General features: G+C 60.2%; 22 protein-coding genes. 6 read left to right on the top strand and 16 right to left on the bottom strand.

The genetic code is table 11. The annotated features are described in order from the left end of the window. Window positions 1–89: 89 nt before the first annotated feature. Window positions 90–344: a type B 50S ribosomal protein L31 gene (locus ACJ8IP_RS10785; protein ID WP_004940303.1), complete on the top strand. Its 255-nt coding sequence runs from the start codon at window positions 90–92 to the stop codon at window positions 342–344. Between the two features lie 12 nt (window positions 345–356). Beyond that, window positions 357–497 carry a type B 50S ribosomal protein L36 gene (gene ykgO / locus ACJ8IP_RS10780; protein WP_004940304.1) on the top strand — a complete coding sequence of 47 codons (141 nt, stop codon included), beginning with the start codon at window positions 357–359 and terminating at the stop codon, window positions 495–497. A gap of 105 nt (window positions 498–602) precedes the next feature. Here ykgO and ACJ8IP_RS10775 read toward each other — a convergent pair whose 3' ends face one another. The 3 genes from ACJ8IP_RS10775 to ACJ8IP_RS10765 are packed head-to-tail and all read right to left on the bottom strand — an operon-like array spanning window position 603 to window position 3,074. Then, the gene (locus ACJ8IP_RS10775; RefSeq protein WP_164107009.1) at window positions 603–1,481 is read right to left on the bottom strand and encodes a metal ABC transporter solute-binding protein, Zn/Mn family; all 879 of its coding nucleotides are present in this window, start codon (window positions 1,479–1,481) and stop codon (window positions 603–605) included. Window positions 1,482–1,506: 25 nt separating this feature from the next. Continuing rightward, a complete protein-coding gene (locus tag ACJ8IP_RS10770) occupies window positions 1,507–2,364 on the bottom strand; it encodes a metal ABC transporter permease (RefSeq protein ID WP_164107010.1) in 858 nt (285 codons plus the stop codon). Then, window positions 2,361–3,074 (bottom strand): metal ABC transporter ATP-binding protein, encoded by a 714-nt coding sequence (locus ACJ8IP_RS10765; protein WP_042783802.1) that lies wholly within the window; start codon window positions 3,072–3,074, stop codon window positions 2,361–2,363. The genes ACJ8IP_RS10770 and ACJ8IP_RS10765 overlap by 4 nt, the downstream gene beginning before the upstream one ends. A 407-nt stretch (window positions 3,075–3,481) precedes the next feature. On the opposite strand from ACJ8IP_RS10765, the gene ACJ8IP_RS10760 reads away from it, so the two are divergent. The 3 genes from ACJ8IP_RS10760 (at window position 3,482) to ACJ8IP_RS10750 (ending at window position 4,617) form a co-directional block, all read left to right on the top strand. Next, on the top strand, window positions 3,482–3,835 hold the full coding sequence (locus ACJ8IP_RS10760; protein WP_047572432.1) for a hypothetical protein: 354 nt from the start codon (window positions 3,482–3,484) through the stop codon (window positions 3,833–3,835). A 159-nt stretch (window positions 3,836–3,994) separates the two neighbouring features. Then, window positions 3,995–4,363, top strand: a complete 369-nt coding sequence (gene tomB, locus ACJ8IP_RS10755; RefSeq protein WP_004940312.1) for an Hha toxicity modulator TomB — start codon at window positions 3,995–3,997, stop codon at window positions 4,361–4,363. A 50-nt stretch (window positions 4,364–4,413) separates the two neighbouring features. After that, window positions 4,414–4,617, top strand: a complete 204-nt coding sequence (locus tag ACJ8IP_RS10750) for an HHA domain-containing protein (protein ID WP_004940313.1) — start codon at window positions 4,414–4,416, stop codon at window positions 4,615–4,617. 281 nt (window positions 4,618–4,898) lie between these two features. On the opposite strand, the gene ACJ8IP_RS10745 is transcribed toward ACJ8IP_RS10750, so the two are convergent. Beyond that, window positions 4,899–5,417: a cytochrome b gene (locus ACJ8IP_RS10745; RefSeq protein WP_033651103.1), complete on the bottom strand. Its 519-nt coding sequence runs from the start codon at window positions 5,415–5,417 to the stop codon at window positions 4,899–4,901. A gap of 52 nt (window positions 5,418–5,469) precedes the next feature. Beyond that, window positions 5,470–6,897, bottom strand: a complete 1,428-nt coding sequence (gbpA, locus tag ACJ8IP_RS10740; protein ID WP_042783800.1) for an N-acetylglucosamine-binding protein GbpA — start codon at window positions 6,895–6,897, stop codon at window positions 5,470–5,472. A 253-nt stretch (window positions 6,898–7,150) separates the two neighbouring features. Here gbpA and gspS point away from each other — a divergent pair, with 253 nt between their 5' ends. Continuing rightward, on the top strand, window positions 7,151–7,513 hold the full coding sequence (gene gspS / locus ACJ8IP_RS10735) for a type II secretion system pilot lipoprotein GspS (protein ID WP_147838717.1): 363 nt from the start codon (window positions 7,151–7,153) through the stop codon (window positions 7,511–7,513). Here gspS and ACJ8IP_RS10730 read toward each other — a convergent pair. The 11 genes from ACJ8IP_RS10730 to gspD are packed head-to-tail and all read right to left on the bottom strand — an operon-like array spanning window position 7,510 to window position 17,408. Beyond that, window positions 7,510–8,325, bottom strand: a complete 816-nt coding sequence (locus tag ACJ8IP_RS10730) for a prepilin peptidase (RefSeq protein ID WP_187048670.1) — start codon at window positions 8,323–8,325, stop codon at window positions 7,510–7,512. The two genes, gspS and ACJ8IP_RS10730, sit on opposite strands and share 4 nt — an antisense overlap. Window positions 8,326–8,340: 15 nt before the next feature. Beyond that, complete coding sequence (gspM, locus tag ACJ8IP_RS10725; protein WP_033651100.1) at window positions 8,341–8,805, bottom strand: type II secretion system protein GspM; 465 nt, start codon at window positions 8,803–8,805, stop codon at window positions 8,341–8,343. After that, window positions 8,802–9,935 (bottom strand): type II secretion system protein GspL, encoded by a 1,134-nt coding sequence (gene gspL / locus ACJ8IP_RS10720; protein ID WP_182074071.1) that lies wholly within the window; start codon window positions 9,933–9,935, stop codon window positions 8,802–8,804. Before gspL ends, gspM begins: the two co-directional genes overlap by 4 nt. A gap of 3 nt (window positions 9,936–9,938) precedes the next feature. Further along, on the bottom strand, window positions 9,939–10,841 hold the full coding sequence (gene gspK, locus ACJ8IP_RS10715) for a type II secretion system minor pseudopilin GspK (RefSeq protein WP_198793343.1): 903 nt from the start codon (window positions 10,839–10,841) through the stop codon (window positions 9,939–9,941). After that, window positions 10,838–11,452 carry a type II secretion system minor pseudopilin GspJ gene (gene gspJ / locus ACJ8IP_RS10710; protein ID WP_089191259.1) on the bottom strand — a complete coding sequence of 205 codons (615 nt, stop codon included), beginning with the start codon at window positions 11,450–11,452 and terminating at the stop codon, window positions 10,838–10,840. Before gspJ ends, gspK begins: the two co-directional genes overlap by 4 nt. After that, on the bottom strand, window positions 11,449–11,814 hold the full coding sequence (gene gspI / locus ACJ8IP_RS10705; RefSeq protein ID WP_072022489.1) for a type II secretion system minor pseudopilin GspI: 366 nt from the start codon (window positions 11,812–11,814) through the stop codon (window positions 11,449–11,451). The genes gspJ and gspI overlap by 4 nt, the downstream gene beginning before the upstream one ends. After that, entirely contained in the window at window positions 11,708–12,274 is a 567-nt protein-coding gene (locus ACJ8IP_RS10700) for a prepilin-type N-terminal cleavage/methylation domain-containing protein (protein ID WP_233092718.1), read from the bottom strand. The genes gspI and ACJ8IP_RS10700 overlap by 107 nt, the downstream gene beginning before the upstream one ends. Before the next feature lie 5 nt (window positions 12,275–12,279). After that, entirely contained in the window at window positions 12,280–12,708 is a 429-nt protein-coding gene (gene gspG / locus ACJ8IP_RS10695; protein WP_033644207.1) for a type II secretion system major pseudopilin GspG, read from the bottom strand. Window positions 12,709–12,749: 41 nt separating this feature from the next. Further along, window positions 12,750–13,961 (bottom strand): type II secretion system inner membrane protein GspF, encoded by a 1,212-nt coding sequence (gene gspF, locus ACJ8IP_RS10690; protein ID WP_147880923.1) that lies wholly within the window; start codon window positions 13,959–13,961, stop codon window positions 12,750–12,752. After that, window positions 13,951–15,447: a type II secretion system ATPase GspE gene (gspE, locus tag ACJ8IP_RS10685; protein WP_182074074.1), complete on the bottom strand. Its 1,497-nt coding sequence runs from the start codon at window positions 15,445–15,447 to the stop codon at window positions 13,951–13,953. Before gspE ends, gspF begins: the two co-directional genes overlap by 11 nt. Beyond that, entirely contained in the window at window positions 15,444–17,408 is a 1,965-nt protein-coding gene (gspD, locus tag ACJ8IP_RS10680; protein WP_164107018.1) for a type II secretion system secretin GspD, read from the bottom strand. The genes gspE and gspD overlap by 4 nt, the downstream gene beginning before the upstream one ends. Window positions 17,409–17,431 lie beyond the last annotated feature (23 nt).

Raw genomic sequence — 17,431 nt, 5'->3', positions numbered from 1 at the left:
TTCACTCGTGTGTGCAATTTACGCTTGATTGTGATGCCCGGTCGGCGCATAATTGTTGTTATAGTATAACATTACATGAGAGAGCCATTATGAAACCCGGCATCCATCCCGATTATCGCACCGTGGTGTTCCACGACGTCAGCGCCAACGCCTACTTCAAAGTGGGATCGACCATCAAAACCGATCGCACCATCGAGCTGGACGGCGAAAGCTGGCCGTATGTCACCCTCGACGTCTCTTCCGCTTCGCATCCGTATTACACCGGCAAGCAGAAAGACTATTCCAAAGAAGGCAGCACGGCGCGCTTCCAGCAGCGCTTTGGCCGCTTTATCGGCAATAAGTAACAAGGAACCCCCATGCAGGTATTGAGTTCATTGCGTTCGGCGAAAAATCGCCACCCGGATTGCAAAGTCGTGCGTCGTCGTGGCCGCATCTATGTGATCTGTAAAAGCAATCCGCGATTCAAAGCGGTACAGGGACGTAAGAAAAAGCGTTAACTCCAAAGTGTCATCTGTCGCAAAGCCCCGTTGCTGCTCAACGGGGCTTTTTTTATGGCGAGAAAGTGCCTGCAAGCTGCCCCCGCCGGCAAGCGGGGGCGGAGATTACTTCATGCTGCTCAGCAACGCGTCGACATTGTGCTTGAACGCCTGCTCATAGGTGGCTGCCGGGCCGCCCACGCGCGAGAGCGCTTCAGGGTACAGCTCGCCGCCCGCCTTGGCGCCGGTGGCGGCGGCAATCTGTTTCACCAGTCGCGGATCGGTCTGGTTTTCGATAAAGTAAGCGTTAACTTTTTCCTGTTTGATTTGCTTGATCAGGCCGGCCACATCGCTGGCGCTGGCTTCGGCCTCGGTGGAAAATCCGACCGGCGCAAGGAAGGTGACGCCATACTCTTGCCCAAAGTAACCAAAGGCATCATGGCTGGTGAGCACCTTACGTTTCTGCGGCGGCACAGCGGCGAACTGGGTTTTGGCCCACAGATCCAGCTTTTGCAACTGCTGAATGTATTCGGCGCCGCGCTGGCGAAAATAGTTGGCATCCTCGGGATCGGCGGCGATCAGGGCGTTCATCACGTTGGTGGCGTACTGCACGCCGTTTTTCATGCTGTTCCAGGCGTGGGGATCGGTAATCGGTTTGCCGTCCTCCTCCATTTGGCGGGTGTTGATGCCCTGTGACGCGGTAATCACCTGTCCTTTATAACCCGAAGCGCTGACCATGCGATCGATCCACCCTTCCAGCCCCAGGCCGCTAACGAACACCACGTCGGCCTGCGCCAACGTCTTGCCATCCTGCGGTGAAGGCTCGAAGCTGTGCGGATCGCCATCTGGCCCCACCAGTGTGCTGACCTTGACGTGATCGCCCCCTACCTGTTTAACGATATCTCCCAGAATGGAAAAGCTGGCGACGGCGTCGACGGTCTTCGCCATCGCCAATGGGCTGGCCAGCAGAGCAGCGACCGCCAGCGATATAGGTAAACGTTTCATATTTTCTCCTTGCAAATGGCACTTCTCAACGGCGCGCAAAGGCGTAAATGCCTCCACGCGTTCCAAACAGGATCGAGACAAAGAAGATGACGCTGGCGCTGAGCACGATCGCCGGACCGGCAGGCAGCGAAGCGTAGTAGGACCACACCAGCCCAATCAGGCTTGACAGCGCGCCGATGCCCATCGCCACCGCCAGCGTCTGCGGCAGATTGCGCGCCCAGAAGCGTGCGCTGGCGGCGGGCAGCATCATCAGCCCCACCGACATCAGGGTGCCGAGGACCTGGAACCCCGCCACCAGATTGACCACCACCAGCGCCAAAAACAGGCCGTGGATCAGCGCCAACCGGCGCGGCGCGTTAACGCGCAGGAAAGTGACGTCGAAGGACTCGATCACCAACGCGCGGTACAGCGCCGCCAGCGCCAGCAGCGACACCGTGGCGATCGCACCGACCATCAGCATCGCCTGCGCATCCACCGCCAGAATCGAACCGAACAGCACGTGCAGCAGATCCACGCTGGAACCGCGCAGCGAGACCAACGTGACCCCGAGCGCCAGCGACCCCAGATAGAATCCGGCGAAGCTGGCGTCCTCTTTCAGCGGCGTGCGGCGGCTCACCAGGCCGGACAACATCGCCACCGCCAGCCCGGCGATAAAGCCGCCCACGCCCATGGCCACCAGCGACATGCCGGAAATCAGATAACCGATTGCCGCGCCGGGCAACACCGCGTGGGACAACGCATCCCCCACCAGGCTCATGCGGCGCAGCAACAGAAACACCCCCAGCGGGGCGGCGCTGAGCGACAGCGCCAGACACGCCATCAATGCGCGTCGCATAAAACCGAAAGAGAGAAAAGGGTCGATAAGCCCATGCAACAGCATCATGGCGCCACCACCCGCAGGCCCGGCTGCCGTTCGGCGGCGAGATACCGCGGCACCTGTTCCAGCACGCGCTCGGCCGCGCCCCAATGACACGCCTGCGGGGTCAGCAACAGCACCTGCGGAAAATGCTCGGCGACCATCGACATGTCATGCAGGACGGCGATCACCGTTCTCCCCTGCTGGTGCAGCTGCGCGATCACCTGCAGCAGGATCTGCGTAGTGGCGCTGTCGATGCCGGTGAAGGGTTCATCCAGCAGGATCAACGGCGCCTGTTGGACCAACAGGCGCGCAAACAGCACCCGCTGCAGCTGGCCGCCGGAGAGCTCGCCCACCGGACTGTGCGCCAGCGCGCTCATGCCGACGCTCGCCAGCGCCTCATTAACCTGGCTCGCCGCACGCTGGTTCATACCGCCGAACATGCCGCTTTGCGGCCAACATCCCATCGCCACCAGATCGCTCACCGCGATCGGGAATTGCCGATCCAGATCCGCCTGCTGTGGTAAATAAGCCTTGCGCGGCGGCTTTTCACCGCTAAAGTCCAGGCGACCCGCCAAGGGCGGCAACAAACCGGCGAACGTTTTCAGCAACGTCGATTTCCCTGCCCCGTTGACGCCCACCACCGCGGTTAACGAACCGGCGCTAAACTGCCCGCTCAGCGGCGGGAAAAGCGGCGTGGCGCCATAGCCTATCGCCAGCTGACGTAATGAAATCATGGCAGCGACACCGCCCAAAAAATGCCGAGCCACAGCAGAGTCAACAAAACGATAGCGCCCGCACAGCGCACGGCCGCGGAGGTGGTGAACAACGAATTCAGTGACGACGCGGCGTCATTTTGCGAAGTGGGAATCAAGGGAATAACCAAAGCAGCAGATTTATGGTTATAATATAACATCACAATTAATGGTATGTCTCAAGCGTTGCCGGACTCATTAATGCAACGGAACGTAACAGCTCGTCGCGCAGCAGGTCCCCCCCTCGCCCCCTTATCAAACTCAGGGATATTCCCGTTCGGCAAAAATGTTGGCGGAAGGTAAAAAAAACAGCGGTAAATCGAAAAATTTACCGGCGCGAGTGGAAAAGGAGTAAGATGAGCAGATAACATTGTTGTTGGCCGAGATTAATGCTTGTTACCCTTGCCTGTAACCTGGACGTCAACGCACTTTCTGTTAAAAAATTAAAGAAAGTGATTAATGACAATATTGCGGAGTTAGTGCCGGCGCTGACCAGCGGACTCAGTTTTTATTCTGAAAGCGCACGCTATGCCGAAGATTCATTAGAAATACTTGATATAGTGCAACAAGGTGACAGCGATTATTCAATGAGTTATCGCTATAAGTGGGGCATTTTTAATGCTTGCCTGGATATCAACAGCGAAGACACGATCAGCGATAGCGTCCGGTTCCGTGTGGCGCAACGGGGTTTAATCTTCGACATCATTGATAACTCACGCCCATCAACCGCGGATGAATTGTAAGTTTACGTAATAACTGCAGGCCAAACGCGAAAAAATGATTTATATTCATTTTACGGGAAGTTTATTTAACCACCGTTAAGCTGCCTCCGTTCATGATGTAAATCAGCTTACTCACATAGTGTTATCAACACCGCCATTAAGACTTACGGAGGGGATGATATGGATGAGTATTCGCCTAAGCGACACGACATTGCTCAACTCAAATTCTTGTGCGAAAATTTGTATGATGAAGGTATCGCCACCCTGGGAGACAGCCACCACGGGTGGGTCAACGATCCGACATCCTCCGTCAACCTTCAGCTTAATGAGTTGATCGAACATATCGCTTCGTTTGTGATGAGTTATAAAATTAAATACATGGACGAATCCGATTTGTCGGAGTTAGTCGAGGAATATCTCGACGATACCTATACGCTGTTCAGCAGCTACGGTATCAATGATTCCGACCTGCGCCGCTGGCAAAAAACCAAGGCGAGATTATTCAGAATGTTCTCAGGAGAGGACATCTGTACGACAATGAAAACTTAGGGGATAATTATTCCCGAGCTATTTTACGGTTATTAAACTAAAAGGCCACCATGACTAAAACCGACTATCTGATGCGTTTACGTAAATGCACCACGATTGATACTCTCGAACGTGTTATTGAAAAAAATAAGTACGAGCTTTCCGATGATGAACTGGAGCTGTTTTACTCAGCCGCCGATCATCGTTTGGCGGAGCTGACCATGAACAAGCTGTATGACAAAATCCCCACCTCCGTTTGGAAATATGTCAGATAATCAGCCCCCAACGCGTTGAGCCGATGCTTTTATCGGCTTCAATGTTCAAGTTGAATAGGTCATTTTCCTATTGACAACGAAATGTTAATTACACTCATCTTTGCCGTTAATAATAAATAGCAACAATTCTCGGTTAATGCCCGGGGTATTACGCCTTAACGCTATTCACGCGTGAAGACGCTCGCCTCACATTGCCTGTGTGGTGCACATCGCGGCGAATATCCCTGAGGCCATCGCTGCCACGCCGCCGCGCCGGGCGGCGTGATCCATCACCGCCAGGCTCAGAGCATGCGGCGTAAAATCGCCCGCCGGGCGAAACAGTGATGCTTAATCACCGCCGCGATGTGCAGTACAATCATGGCCGACAGCGCGATGCATGAATAACGGTGCACGGCGAAAAAGAAACGATTAACCTCAAGATTCGCAATCGGACGGGGAAAATCGATCGCGCCGAAAACCGCAAAGCCGTGCTCCAGCATAAGAAAGCCGCTCAGCAACACCACGAAAATCAGCAGGTAGAATATTTCGTGCAGCAGATGCACCAACCCCTTCTCGCGCCCTTGCAGCATATCGCCATAAGGCACTTTAGGCCGGAAAAAACGCCAGATAAAGCGCGCCGCCATCAGCGGTGTCAGCACCAAGGCCAACGACATATTGGTCACGGAGAAAAAGGCGAAGATGCGCGCATCCGTCATAAAATGCAGTGAATAACCCACGATCATGACGTAGATCATCACGGCGGCAATGCCCCAATGCAGTAACCGACTGAAAAGATCGTAACGGGCAGGTTCGTGTGACATAAAGCTCCTTTAAAAGCGGCCATCATTGGCCGCTTGACTATCCGATTCGCACTTACTTTTTCACGACCCAGGCGTCCTGCCAGTTGGATCCCACGCCCGGCTCAAACTGAGTCGCGCCGCTGTTCCACTGCATGCAGTAACCGCTGTAAGGGAAAGGTTTGCACTGATAAACCTTGCCGTCTTTCGGTTGCAGCACCGTGGTGCCGGCGGTGTATTTACTCAGCGCGTTCGGGAAGACGAAGTTGTAGTCGCCATTGCCGCCACCGCCGGTGGATTCAGCTTCCAGATTGAAGTTTTCGATATCCGGCTGAATGCTCTGCCCATTGTCGTTGCTGGCGATCACTTTCAGCATGTGGTGGCCCTCGCTGACGTTGTTCAGCGCGATGGTCAGCGGCTGGCTGGCGTCTTCCAGCGTCTCTTTCACGTAGCCTTTTTCCGTCTGGCCGTGATCGTAAACGCGCGCTTCAACGGTCAATTTGCCTTTAACCTCGGCATTAAAGGTCAGCTGAGCTTTACCGTCCTTGATCTTGGTGCTGGACAGGTTGCCGATGCGGATCTCTTCGGTGATAGCCGGCGTTTCTTCCTCATAGGAGATCACCACGCTCTTCATCGTGCTTCCTTGTTTGGCGAAGACCGCATTATTGCCAAACACCGGATTGACGTTGCCTTTACCGTCTTTCACCCCGGCACGCACCGCTTTCTGTTCGGCGTTGATCTTGCTGGCCAGCGCGTGGCTCCAGCGGTTTTTGTCGGTCAGCGCCTCACTGTCGATCGCCAGCTCGGTTTTCATCGTCAGCACTTCACCGTCCGCATCGAAGAAGCGGGCGATCACCTTGTCGCCAACCTGCAGGTTTTTGCCGGTGAGAGAGCCTTGCAGCTGCTTGCGCCATTCGGACACGACGCCGTCGTCCTCGAAGTTGACGTCAACCACCTGATAGAAGCTGTTCACCGTGTCATTAATTTCCCACACGCCATAAATCACCTGATAGCCGGTTCTCTCCGGCACCACGCACTGGTGCACTTCGCGATCTTTTGGCGCCTGAGCATGGCCATCGACTTCACAGAACGGCTCTTTTTCGAAAGCCTCGCGCGACAGCGGCTTATTCACGTCCCAGTCTTGTTTGGTGATGTAATAACGCCAGTTATTGGTTTTGTGCTTGGCGGTGTGGTACCAGGTGAACGTCTGCGGTCCCGGCTTCATGGTGTTCAACGCCCAGACGTTGACGCCCTGACGATCCAGCGGCTCGAAACCGCCCACCCCGCCGCTGGCCAGCTGGCCGTCGCGCGGCGTCGCGCCGCCAGGGAAGCCGGAAACCTGCTCGACGCTCTGCGGTTCCCACTGCGCTCGGCCGCAGTCGGTGTTGCTGCCCAGCTTGCACTTGTAAGCGCGGCTCTCGGGCACTTCGATATAACCGTGCGACCAGGCGGCCGAGGAGGCAGTGAGCGCTGCCATCATCAGGGCGATTTTGGATAATTTCATTACGACTCCAGTTAAATTTATTGGATTCCAACTGAGTGAGAAGAAACTCAAAGAGATGCGGCGATACCGCGAGAGGAATAATAAGTAGAAGCCCTGAACGCCCGGCACTTAGAATGCATTAAAATAATAAAACCTAATGCCGTCAGAATATTAAACCGCATGATAAAGGGTTAAAATATTCCTGACCTCATAAAGCGCCGCCATGCGGCGCAAGAAAATACCGACACCGCGCCACTTCCACAGGGAAAATAACGTGACATTGAAAAACATCGCCACGGCGTTCATGGCATGCCTGCTGTTATCCGGCTGTCAGCACGCCGCCAAATCGGCCCCTGACGCCGCCATCCAGCGCGACCAGCTGTCATCGCTAGTCGGCGCCGGCCAGTTTCTGAGAGAACGCTGCAACCGCGCCGATATCCCGGCCAACGACCCACTCGCGGCGGCGGCGTTGCAGGCGGCGGAGAGAAAAGGCTGGGCGCCGGCGCTTAATCGCACCCAGTTGCTTGACGCAGGCAAAAACGTCGCCGCGCAGCTGGAGGCCGACGCCACGCCGTTGCGAGAGAAGTGCAGCGGACTCAACCGAACGCTGGCGCCGTTTTTAGCCCAGCTCCGTTAACCCGCCAGCGGTAGCGCAAGCCACTGGCAGGCTACCGCGCCGGCGCCCGCCACCGCCAACCCCGGGCCGAAAGGCAGGGGCTGTGCCCCATCGCCGCCGCGCCACACCCGCAGCAGCAGCCACAGCAGGCTGCCGGTGGCGGCAAACAGCAGAATCGACGGCAAAACGGCATAGCCGCCCCAGGCGCCGAGCGCCGCCAGCAGTTTAAAATCGCCGTATCCCAGCCCCTCGCGGCCGGTCGCGAGACGAAATCCCCAATACAGCAGCCACAGCGTCAAATACCCCGCCAGCGCGCCGATGACCGCCGCCGACAAAAATGCCGGGTGCGCCAGGCAATGCCACAACAGCCCGGCCCACAGCAGCGACAGCGTCAGGCAATCCGGCAACAGCTGACGCTCGCTGTCGATCGCCGCCAAGGCCAGCAGCAATGCAGCAAACGCCAACATGAAAAACCAATCCACACCGATGCCAACGCGCCAGGCCAGCGTTATTCCCATTAGCATCAGCAATAGCTCCACCAGTGGATAACGGATGGAAATAGGCGTGCGACAATAACGACAGCGACCGCGCAACAGCAGCCAACTTAATAAAGGAATATTATCGAGCGCCGATATTTTCATTGTGCAACACGGGCAGAATGAACGCGGCAAAAAGAGATTAAATCGTTCGGCCTGCGCCATTTCCATTTCGCGCTCAAGCATGACAGGCAGCCGATAAACGACCACATTGATAAAACTGCCGATGCACAGGCTCAACACGGCGCTAAATAGCAGCCAGTGTTCATCGGCCACTGCGTTTATTGCGGATAGCATGGTTCTCTGGATCCTCTATTGTCGTCGCGTGGGTGACATCGCCGGTTGCGCCGTTACCCGCAGTTGGCTGATTTGCACCACGCCCGGCGCCTGCCCCGCACGTTCTGCGGCGAGTGAGAGCACGCGGATCCCGTGCTCGCGTTGCAGGGCGGCCAGCCACGGCAACAGGCGTTCAAACGGCACGGGCGGCAGCGTGACCCGCACATCCGCTTCACTTTCCGTCAGTTCGGCGATGGCGATGCGATATGCCAGCGCACTCTGTCGCAGTCGCTCCGGCAGTTGCTCGCGCGCGGCGGCGCTCTGCGGCAAACGCGCCTGCAATTGTTGGATGACGCGCGCCTGCTCCCGCAGCGCCGCCAGCCGTTGTGCGTTTTTTTGCGCCTGCGAAAACTGATACAGGCAGTAGCCGCAGGCCATCAGCATCAACAGGCTTAACAGCACTGCCCGCCGCAGCGCCTTATCGCGCCAACCGATGTTCATCGCTCACCTCTCACCGTCAGGATCGCCTGGTTAGGCGCGCTTCCCTCGCTGAACGTCATGCTGACGCCACCGTCGTTGACCGGCGCCGGCAGCGGCGCGTCGTTTCTGTTTACCGTCACCACCAAACGATCGTCGGCGGCGTCGAAAGCCAGCGCCTGCAACTGCGGAGGTTCCCAGACAGCAAGCGCCTCGGCCGCGTAGGGCAACAGCCTGAACAGCTGCGGCGCATTCAGGGTGTCTTGCATACGCCGTGCCCACGCTTGCGCCGCCCGTTCGGCGAACGCCGGCGCGGTCTCGCCACTCGGCAGCAGGCGCTGAGTCAGCGCCGTTATCTGGCTTTCGCTCTGTCTGGCCATCAATTGGTGATGCAAGCCCCCCACCAGCAGCGAACCGCTGAGCAGCAGAATCGCGCAGGCGGTCTTATCGGGCAGACGGCGCGGCCAGCGCACGCCCGGTTTGAAACGCCCCTGCAACAGCGTGGATGTGCTGTTCCAGGCCTCTTCCGCCAATCGCCACAGCGGATCCTCATCGATACGCGCCGTTTCCCAGCCCGCCGGCACCTCTCCGCCACTGTGCAGACACCAATCCGGCGTCGGCCACGGGACGCTGTCCCCCCAGGCATCGGGCAACTGCATGCCCTGCATGCCCCCCGTTCGGAGCAGCCAGTGTCCGCGCCAGCGCAGTGCGCTGCATTGGTTCGGCAACGGCAACGCCAGCACGTCGGGCAGCAGGGCATCGACGCGAATGCCGCAGGCGTTGAGGCTATCAACCCACCCTTGCATCTGCGCCAGCGCAACGCCGGCGATAGTGAAATCGCGCTGCACCTTGCCCAGCACCGCCCAATGCATCTGCTCGACATCGGTCAACAACCCGGTCTCATGGGAGTACGCCAGCGCCAGCGGCGTCGCCTGCCGGGCCTTGCCCTGGAATGTCGTTTGTCTCAGCACCACATGACGGGCAGGCACCAGCACCACGACCCGGCTGCCCTGCGCCATGGCCGCCAACTCACTACCGCCTTCGGCCAGATCGAGGCGGGCGGCAAAGCGGCAGCGCGTCTCGCCGACGCGGCCCCAGCGCACATCGGCCATCGCATCATCGTCCAGCGCGATAAGCAGGATGGTGTTCGCCATCGTTTACCCTTCCCCTCTGTCGAACCGACGTCCGCTGACCGTGATGCCTGACGGGCCCGGCTGCAACGCGCTGACCAGCCGATAGCGTCCGTCGTTCAGCCTAAGCTGCAGCTGCGCAATCCAGCGGTTATCGTCGAAAATAAGTCGCTCGCCAAGGCCATCCTCGCCCAGCGCCTGCAGCGCTTTTTCCTGCGACAAAAACGCCAGCGTCTGCCAGCCCTGCGGCGGACGGGCCGCCAGCAGCGCCCGCAGCCGCTCATCGCTCAGCGCGTTCATCAACATCGCCCGCAGCAGCGGCAGCTGAGCGTCGTTCACGGCGTCCGGATTGAGGCGCAGCTCGGCATCCGGCGCCGCACAAAGCAGCGGCGCCAGACGCAGATAAAGCTCGCGGTCGATGCCGGCCAGCTCCCGCAGCTCGCTGACATCCCCCATCAGATACCCTTCGCCATAGGCTCTGGCGACGATCGCATCGGCAATCGCGCCCGCCTGGGCAGCGGCGATCCCCTGATTGTTCAATAGCAGCATGAATATTCGCCTCTCCTTATTGGGGGGGCCCCCCTCGCTATCGCCGACATCCGCCGGGCCGGCGGCGCGGATCAGGGCGTTGAGGTTGAAACAGGCGTCAACGCGGCGCAGACGTATCGCCACTTCCCCCTCTTCGGTGCGCATGCTGAAGGTCACCCCTGATGCCCCCCACGCCTTCCGCTGCTCTCCCGCCTGCTGCAGCCGCTGCCGGGCGTAGCTCTCGCCGCCCAGCAGCAACCATTTCGCCCGCAACCGATCCTGCTGAGACTGGGTGCGCGCCAGCGAACGCTGCCAGTTATCGTTGATATTGACCGCCACGATCGCCATCAGCGACATCATCAGCAACACCATCAACAGCGCCATACCGCGTTGTTTATTCATAATGGCCTCGCGGCAGGCAACGTGACGATGCGCCGGACTTCCCCCAGCGCGGGGGTGTCGATGGCGATCTCCACCGCCTGCGGCAGCAGCCCGCCGGCGCGCCAGGCCGTCAACCATTCGCCCTGCCGGTAAAAACGCAATTGGAACCGCGTCACCTCAGACAGCAGCAGCACGCTGCGCACCGCCGCCTGCGGGCTGCTCAAATTCGGGTAACTGAGGCGTTCGAGCCGCCCCTGCCGGTAGCGATACGCCACCCGCTCCTGCGTGGCGCGCGGCAATCGGGCCTGGGGGTTCGGCCAGCCGTTTCGGATCAGCAACAGCTGAAAATCGCCGCCTTCCTCTCCCGCCGTCTGCAGCACCGCAAACTCCGGCGCCGCCGGCCAGCGTTTATCGCCGGTCGGCGCGCGCGCCTGCGCCTGCGTCAAATCGCGCTCGACGATCGCCAGCGCCCGTTGCAGCTGGGTCAACTGCGTCGATTTGCGCTGGGTGATTTCGTCGTTTTTCAGCACGCCTCTGAAGACCGTCAATGCGGTGAGCGACAGCATGGCGAACAGGGCGATGGCCAACAGCATTTCCACCAGCGTAAAACCCCGTTGCAAAGCGCGCTTCACAACAACGCCCTGTAGGTGAGCATCTCCACCAGCGCATTGCGATCCTGCGGGTCGCGCCTGACTTCAATCGCGATCGCCCGCATCCCGGCGTCGCTGGTCTCCCGCCCGCGATAGCGCCAGTGCCAGGTTTCACCGGCCATTACCGTGGTGCCCGAATGCCAGGCGAGCGTCGGTGGGCGGGGCTCGAGCTGCAGCAGCGTCAGCTGGTTGTCCGCCACCCACAGCGCCACGGTCTTGGCTTCGATCGCGCTCAGGCTACGCACCTGGCCGCCGGTGCTGTTGATCAGCGCCAGACAGCCGATGGCGAAGATCATCATGGCCACCATCACTTCCAGCAGCGTCATGCCCTGCTGGCGTCTCATTTTCCGCGTCATCGCAACGAATGTCCGTCGTTTCAAATACAAAGTAACCGGGCGCCTGCAATCGCCACAGACACTTGCCCTGGGATAGCTCCACGCTGAACGCCGTGGTTTCGCCCCCCGGATACAGCCACACCTGTGGCAGCGCCGCCTCTGCGGCGAGCGCGACGGTTTGCCCTTCAACGCTCAGCCGCAGCGCGACGCCGTCCGGCAGAGCGTACTGCTCCCGGCTCTCCCGCCCCGCTTCGGCGACGCTGCGCCAACCGCCGTCATCGAACGCCACGCCATACCTCACCCCTTCGCGCTCGGCCCGCTCGGCGAGGGCATTCAGCCAATGGCTCAATCGCTCTCCCTGCTGCGCCAACGGCTTCTCATCCGCTGGAAAACTCAGCATCACCAGGCCGCTGGTCACCCCCAGCAGCAGCAATACCAACATGGTCTCCAGCAGCGTAAAACCGCGCATGCGCCTCATGGCGCGTCGGCCACCCAGTTACCGATGTCATCATCGGTATCGGCGACACCGTCCGGTCCCAGCGTGAACACATCCAGCTTGCCATGGCGCCCCGGGTTGCGCAGACGGTACGCTTGTCCCCAGGGGTCTTGCGGCAAGCGGCGGATATAACCGTCTTCGGGATAATTCCTTGGGATCGGCGCCAGCGTCGGCCGGGTCACCAGCGCCGCCAGCCCCTGCTCCGCGCTGGGATAACGGCCGTTATCCAGCTTGTACATATCCAGCGCGTTCTCCAGCGCGACGATATCGCTGGCGGCCTTTTGCCGATCGGCCTTCTCCTTGTTACCCATCAGGCTTGGGATGGTCAGGCTGGCCAACAGCCCCAGAATGACGATCACCACCATGATTTCCAGCAGCGTGAACCCACGCTGCCGGGACCTGCGCATATTGCTGATATGACTCACTTTACTCTCCATTAATGGCATGATTAGCCGACCATATTATTGAGCTGCAATATCGGCTGCAGGATGGCCAGAATGATAAACAGCACCGAACCGGCCATCGCGATCACCAATAAAGGCTCAAACAGCCCCAGCGCCAGCGTGATTTGCCGGCTGAAGGCCTCCTGCTGCATCGCCGCCGCCCGTTCGAGCATCATGTCCAGTTCGCCGCTGCGCTCGCCGGACATGATCATGTGTCGCATCATCGGCGAGAACAGCGCGGTGCCTTCAAGCGACGGCGACAATCCTTCCCCCTCTCGCACCCGCTCCATCGCCGCCAGCAGGCTCTCACGGGCAGCCTCGTTACCCAACACGCCGGCGCTGATGCGCATCGCCTCCAGCAACGGCACGGCGCTGGCGTTCAAAATGCTCAGCGTTTTGGCGTAGCGCGCGGTATTCACCGCCAGCGACAGTTTGCCGACCACCGGCAGCCGCAGGATGAACGCATGCCAGCGTGCGCGCCGCGCCGGATCCCGCAGGCGATAACGGAAAGCGCCAAGGCCCGCCAGCGCCGCCATCAACACCGCCGCCCCCCATTGGCGCAATCCGTCGCTGGCGCCGAGCAGCATCCGGGTCGACAGCGGCAAGGTCTGCTTCATATGCACAAACTGTTCGATCACCTTCGGCACCACTGCCGTCAGCAAGATAGCCACCACGCCAATCGCCACCGCCGTCAGCACCATCGGGTACACCAACGCCTGCACGATCTTGTTCTTCATGTGCTGGCGCTGTTCGACATAGTCAGCCAGCCGTTCCAGCACCGGCCCCAGATGGCCGGCAATCTCACCGGCCGCCACCATGGCGCAATAGAGACGGTCAAAAATCTGCGGATACTGCCCCAGCGCCTGCGCCAGCGGGAAACCCTCCAGAATGCGCTGCCTCACCTGAGTCAACGCCGCCTGCAGGCCTTTTTTCTCCGTTTGCCGCGCCACCGCCATCAGCGCCTCTTCCAGCGGCAGCGCGGCAGACAGCAGCGTCGCCAGTTGCCGGGTGAGCAGCGCCAGATCGCCGCTGCTCACGCCGCCCATCCAACGGCCGGCGAGCAGGCCGGCAAGAGCGGATCGCCTGCGCGCCTGCACCGCCAGCACCTGCCACCCCTTCTCACGCAGCCGATCGCGGGCCTGGCGCAGAGAATCCGCCTCCAACACGCCACGCCGGGCGCGCCCCTCACGATCGCAGGCGCGATAATCAAACTTCATCGCCATCCCCTTCGCGCGTCACCCGCAACACTTCTTCCAGGCTGGTCTCTCCGGCGCACATTTTGGCGATCCCATCCTGGCGCAGCGGCTGATAGCGCTCCCCGGCCAGCCTGGCGATGTCCAGCTCACCGTCGCTACGGTGGATTGCCCTGCGCATCGGTTCATCCAGCACCAACAGTTCATGCAAACCGATTCGGCCGCGATAGCCCTGCCCGCCGCAGGCCTCGCATCCTATCGGGCGCCAGCAGGTCAGTGCCCGCGTCGACGCCAGCCCCAGTTGGCGCCGCTGCGCGTCAGGCAGCGCATAAGGCTCGCGACAGTGCGGGCAAAGCCGGCGCACCAGGCGCTGCGCCAACACGCCGCTCAGCGAGCTGGAAAGCAAAAACGGTTCAACGCCCATGTCCCGCAGCCGGGTCACGGCGCCGATCGCCGTGTTAGTATGCAGGGTCGACAGCACCAGATGCCCGGTCAATGAGGCCTGCACCGCGATCTGCGCCGTTTCACCGTCGCGGATCTCGCCGATCAACACCACATCGGGATCCTGACGCAGCAGCGCGCGCAGCCCGCGCGCGAAGGTCATGTCCACCTTGGGGTTCACCTGCGTCTGCGCGATGCCGGCCAGTTCATACTCGACGGGATCTTCGATCGTCATGATGTTGCGCTGTTCGTCATTGATCTGGTTCAGCAAGGTATAAAGCGTGGTGCTCTTGCCCGAACCGGTCGGGCCGGTGACCAGAATAATGCCGTGCGGCTGGCGGATCAGGCGCAGCAACGCCTGTTGGTGCGCCGCCGCCATGCCCAGGCTGGGCAGTTCGAGCCGCACGCCCTGTTTATCCAACAGGCGCATGACCACGCGCTCGCCGTGGCTGGCCGGCATCACCGACACCCGCACGTCGATCGCCCGCCCGCCAACCTTCAGCGCCATGCGCCCATCCTGCGGCACGCGCTTCTCGGCGATATCCAGCTTCGACATGACCTTGATGCGCGACACCAGCAGCGCCGCCAGCTTGCGCTGTGGCGCCAGAATGCGGCGCAGCGCGCCGTCGATGCGAAAACGGATCACCAGCTCGCTCTCGTAGGTTTCGATGTGAATATCGGAGGCGCGCTCTTTGATCGCCTCACTCAGCAAGGCGTTAATCAGGCGGATAATCGGCGCATCGTCCTGTTCATCCAACAGGTCTTGCTGCTGCGGCAGCTCTTCCGCCAACGCATAGAAATCCAGTTCGCCGCCCAGATCGTCGATCATTTTCTGCGCCTGGCCGCTTTCCCGCTGATAGTGCGCCACCAGCCGTTGTTCAAAGGCCTCCGTGTCCAGCCGGGCCAGCGTCGGCTCACCGGGCAGGCAGCGGTACGCCTCCATCAATGCGGCGTGGCGGGTCTCGGGATGACAATACAGTTGGATGCCGCTCTGGCCGTCGACGGCCAGCACGCCATGCTGCCGCGCCCAGCCAAAAGGCAGCCGCGCCCCCGTAGAACGGGGCTTCACGGGCGCGCTCCGCGCGAATAAAACGCCTCGATACGCGCGACGGTGGCGAGGAACGCCCGATTGTCGACCGCCTTCTTATCGCCGGCGATCTCGCTGCGCAGTGCGTTATTCAGCTCACGATCGTCCTGCTGCTCGGCGTCGAACTTGCCTAACTTGCGTTGGCTCTGCCGGGCATACCCCTCGGTGCTGCGAATGATGGTCGGGCGGATAAACAGCATCAAATTACGCTTGCTCGCTTTGATGGCGTTCGAGCGAAACAGCGCCCCCACCAGCGGGATCTTGCCCAGGATCGGCACGCTGCTCTCCAGCTCCGAGTTGGACTTGTCCAGCAGCCCGCCCACCACCACGGTCTCACCGCTGTCCACCAGTACCGTGTTGTTGACCGTGCGGATATTGAAGGTCGCCCCCAACGAATCCGGCGTGGCGCCGGCGCTGTCGGCAACGCTGGAGACCTCCTGCTCGATCTGCATCAGCACGGACTGGCCCTGATTGATCTGCGGTTTGACCTTGAGCTTGATGCCCACCGTTTTGCGCGACACGGTATTGAAGACGTTATCGCTGTTGGTGGTTTGCGAACCGGTGAGGATCGGTACATCCTGCCCGACGCTGAACTCCGCCTCGGCGTTATCGAGCGTAACGATGCTCGGCGTAGCCAGGATATTGTTTTGGTTGTTGCTGGCGATGGCGGACAGTAATACGCCCCAGTTGCCGCTGTAGAAACCGGTCATCAGGCCGTTGGCCTTGCCGAACACATCGCTCATGCCGTTTTCGAACCCCGCCGAGATGCCGGGCGCCTGGCCGGCGAACTGCGTGCCGCCGCCGTATTTGTTGGCCCACTGCACGCCGATGTTCAGCCCCTGCCCATCCTGCACTTCGACGATCACCGCTTCGACCAGCACCTGCGCGCGCCGTACATCCAGCTTGGCGACCACCGCCTCCAGATCGCGCATCACGTCCGGCGCGGCGGTGATGATTAGCGCATTGGTCTGCTCATCGGCCTTGATCACCACATTTTTCAACAGCGCCACGTTGGCGGCGGCGCTCTCTTTCTCGTTTTGCAGGCCCGCGCTCACGCCGGTCAGCACCTCGACCAGGCTCTGCGCCTTGGCGTATTTGAGCGGAATGACCTGGGTATTGCCTTGGATGACACTCTTGTTATCCAACTGCTCAATCAGTTCTTTGGCGTGTTCGCGGGCCCGATCGTCCCCGGCGATCATCACGCTGTTGGTGCGCTCATCCGCCACCAGCCGCAGCGAGCCTGCCCCGGCCATACGTCGTTTGCCCTCTTCGCGAAACAGTTCGTTCACCATCCGCGCGATCTCCGGCGCCGCCGCATGCTTCAGCGCGAAGGTCTCGACCTGATTGCCGTCGTCCTGATCCATCTCCCTGACAAGGTCGAGCAGGCCGTTGACCACCCCGGCTCGGCCGGTGATCAACAGCGCATTGCCCTGCTCGTAATGCGCCACGCTGCCCACGCCGATGCTGTCGTTAAGCTGGCGCAAGATCGGCGAAACGTCTTTGGCCGCGATATTGCGCAGCGGCACCACGCGCATCACCACTTCATCCCCTTCGGCGATCGCCTCGCCGCCGCTTTGCGACAGCGCGGCTCTTTTTCCCTCTTTGGCGGCGATCACCTTCAGGACATTGTTGGGCATGCCGATGACCGTATAGCCGTAGACGTCCAGCACATTGAGAAAGAACTGGTAATATTGCTTCTCGTCGAGCTGTTCGTAGCTGCGCACCGTAACCTTACCTTTCACCGCCGGATCGATAATGATGGTCTTGCTCAGGTTTTTACTGACCGTATTGATAAATTCCTGAATGTCCGTGCCTTTGAAATTGGCGGAGAATTGCTCCGCACGCGCCAGGCCCCCCAGGGCAATCATGACGGCCACCGCCGCTAACGCGCGCCATAAACCGGCGCTCCAGCCTGCGCGGGAACGAAAAATAAAATGCGTCATCACAGTGTTGCCTTATGCTGTAA

Source organism: Serratia sp. CY52157 (assembly GCF_052168495.1).
Taxonomy (GTDB): Bacteria; Pseudomonadota; Gammaproteobacteria; order Enterobacterales; family Enterobacteriaceae; genus Serratia; species Serratia ureilytica.
Note: the sequence above shows the minus strand (reverse complement) of the source record. Positions and strands in the feature narration are given on the sequence as shown.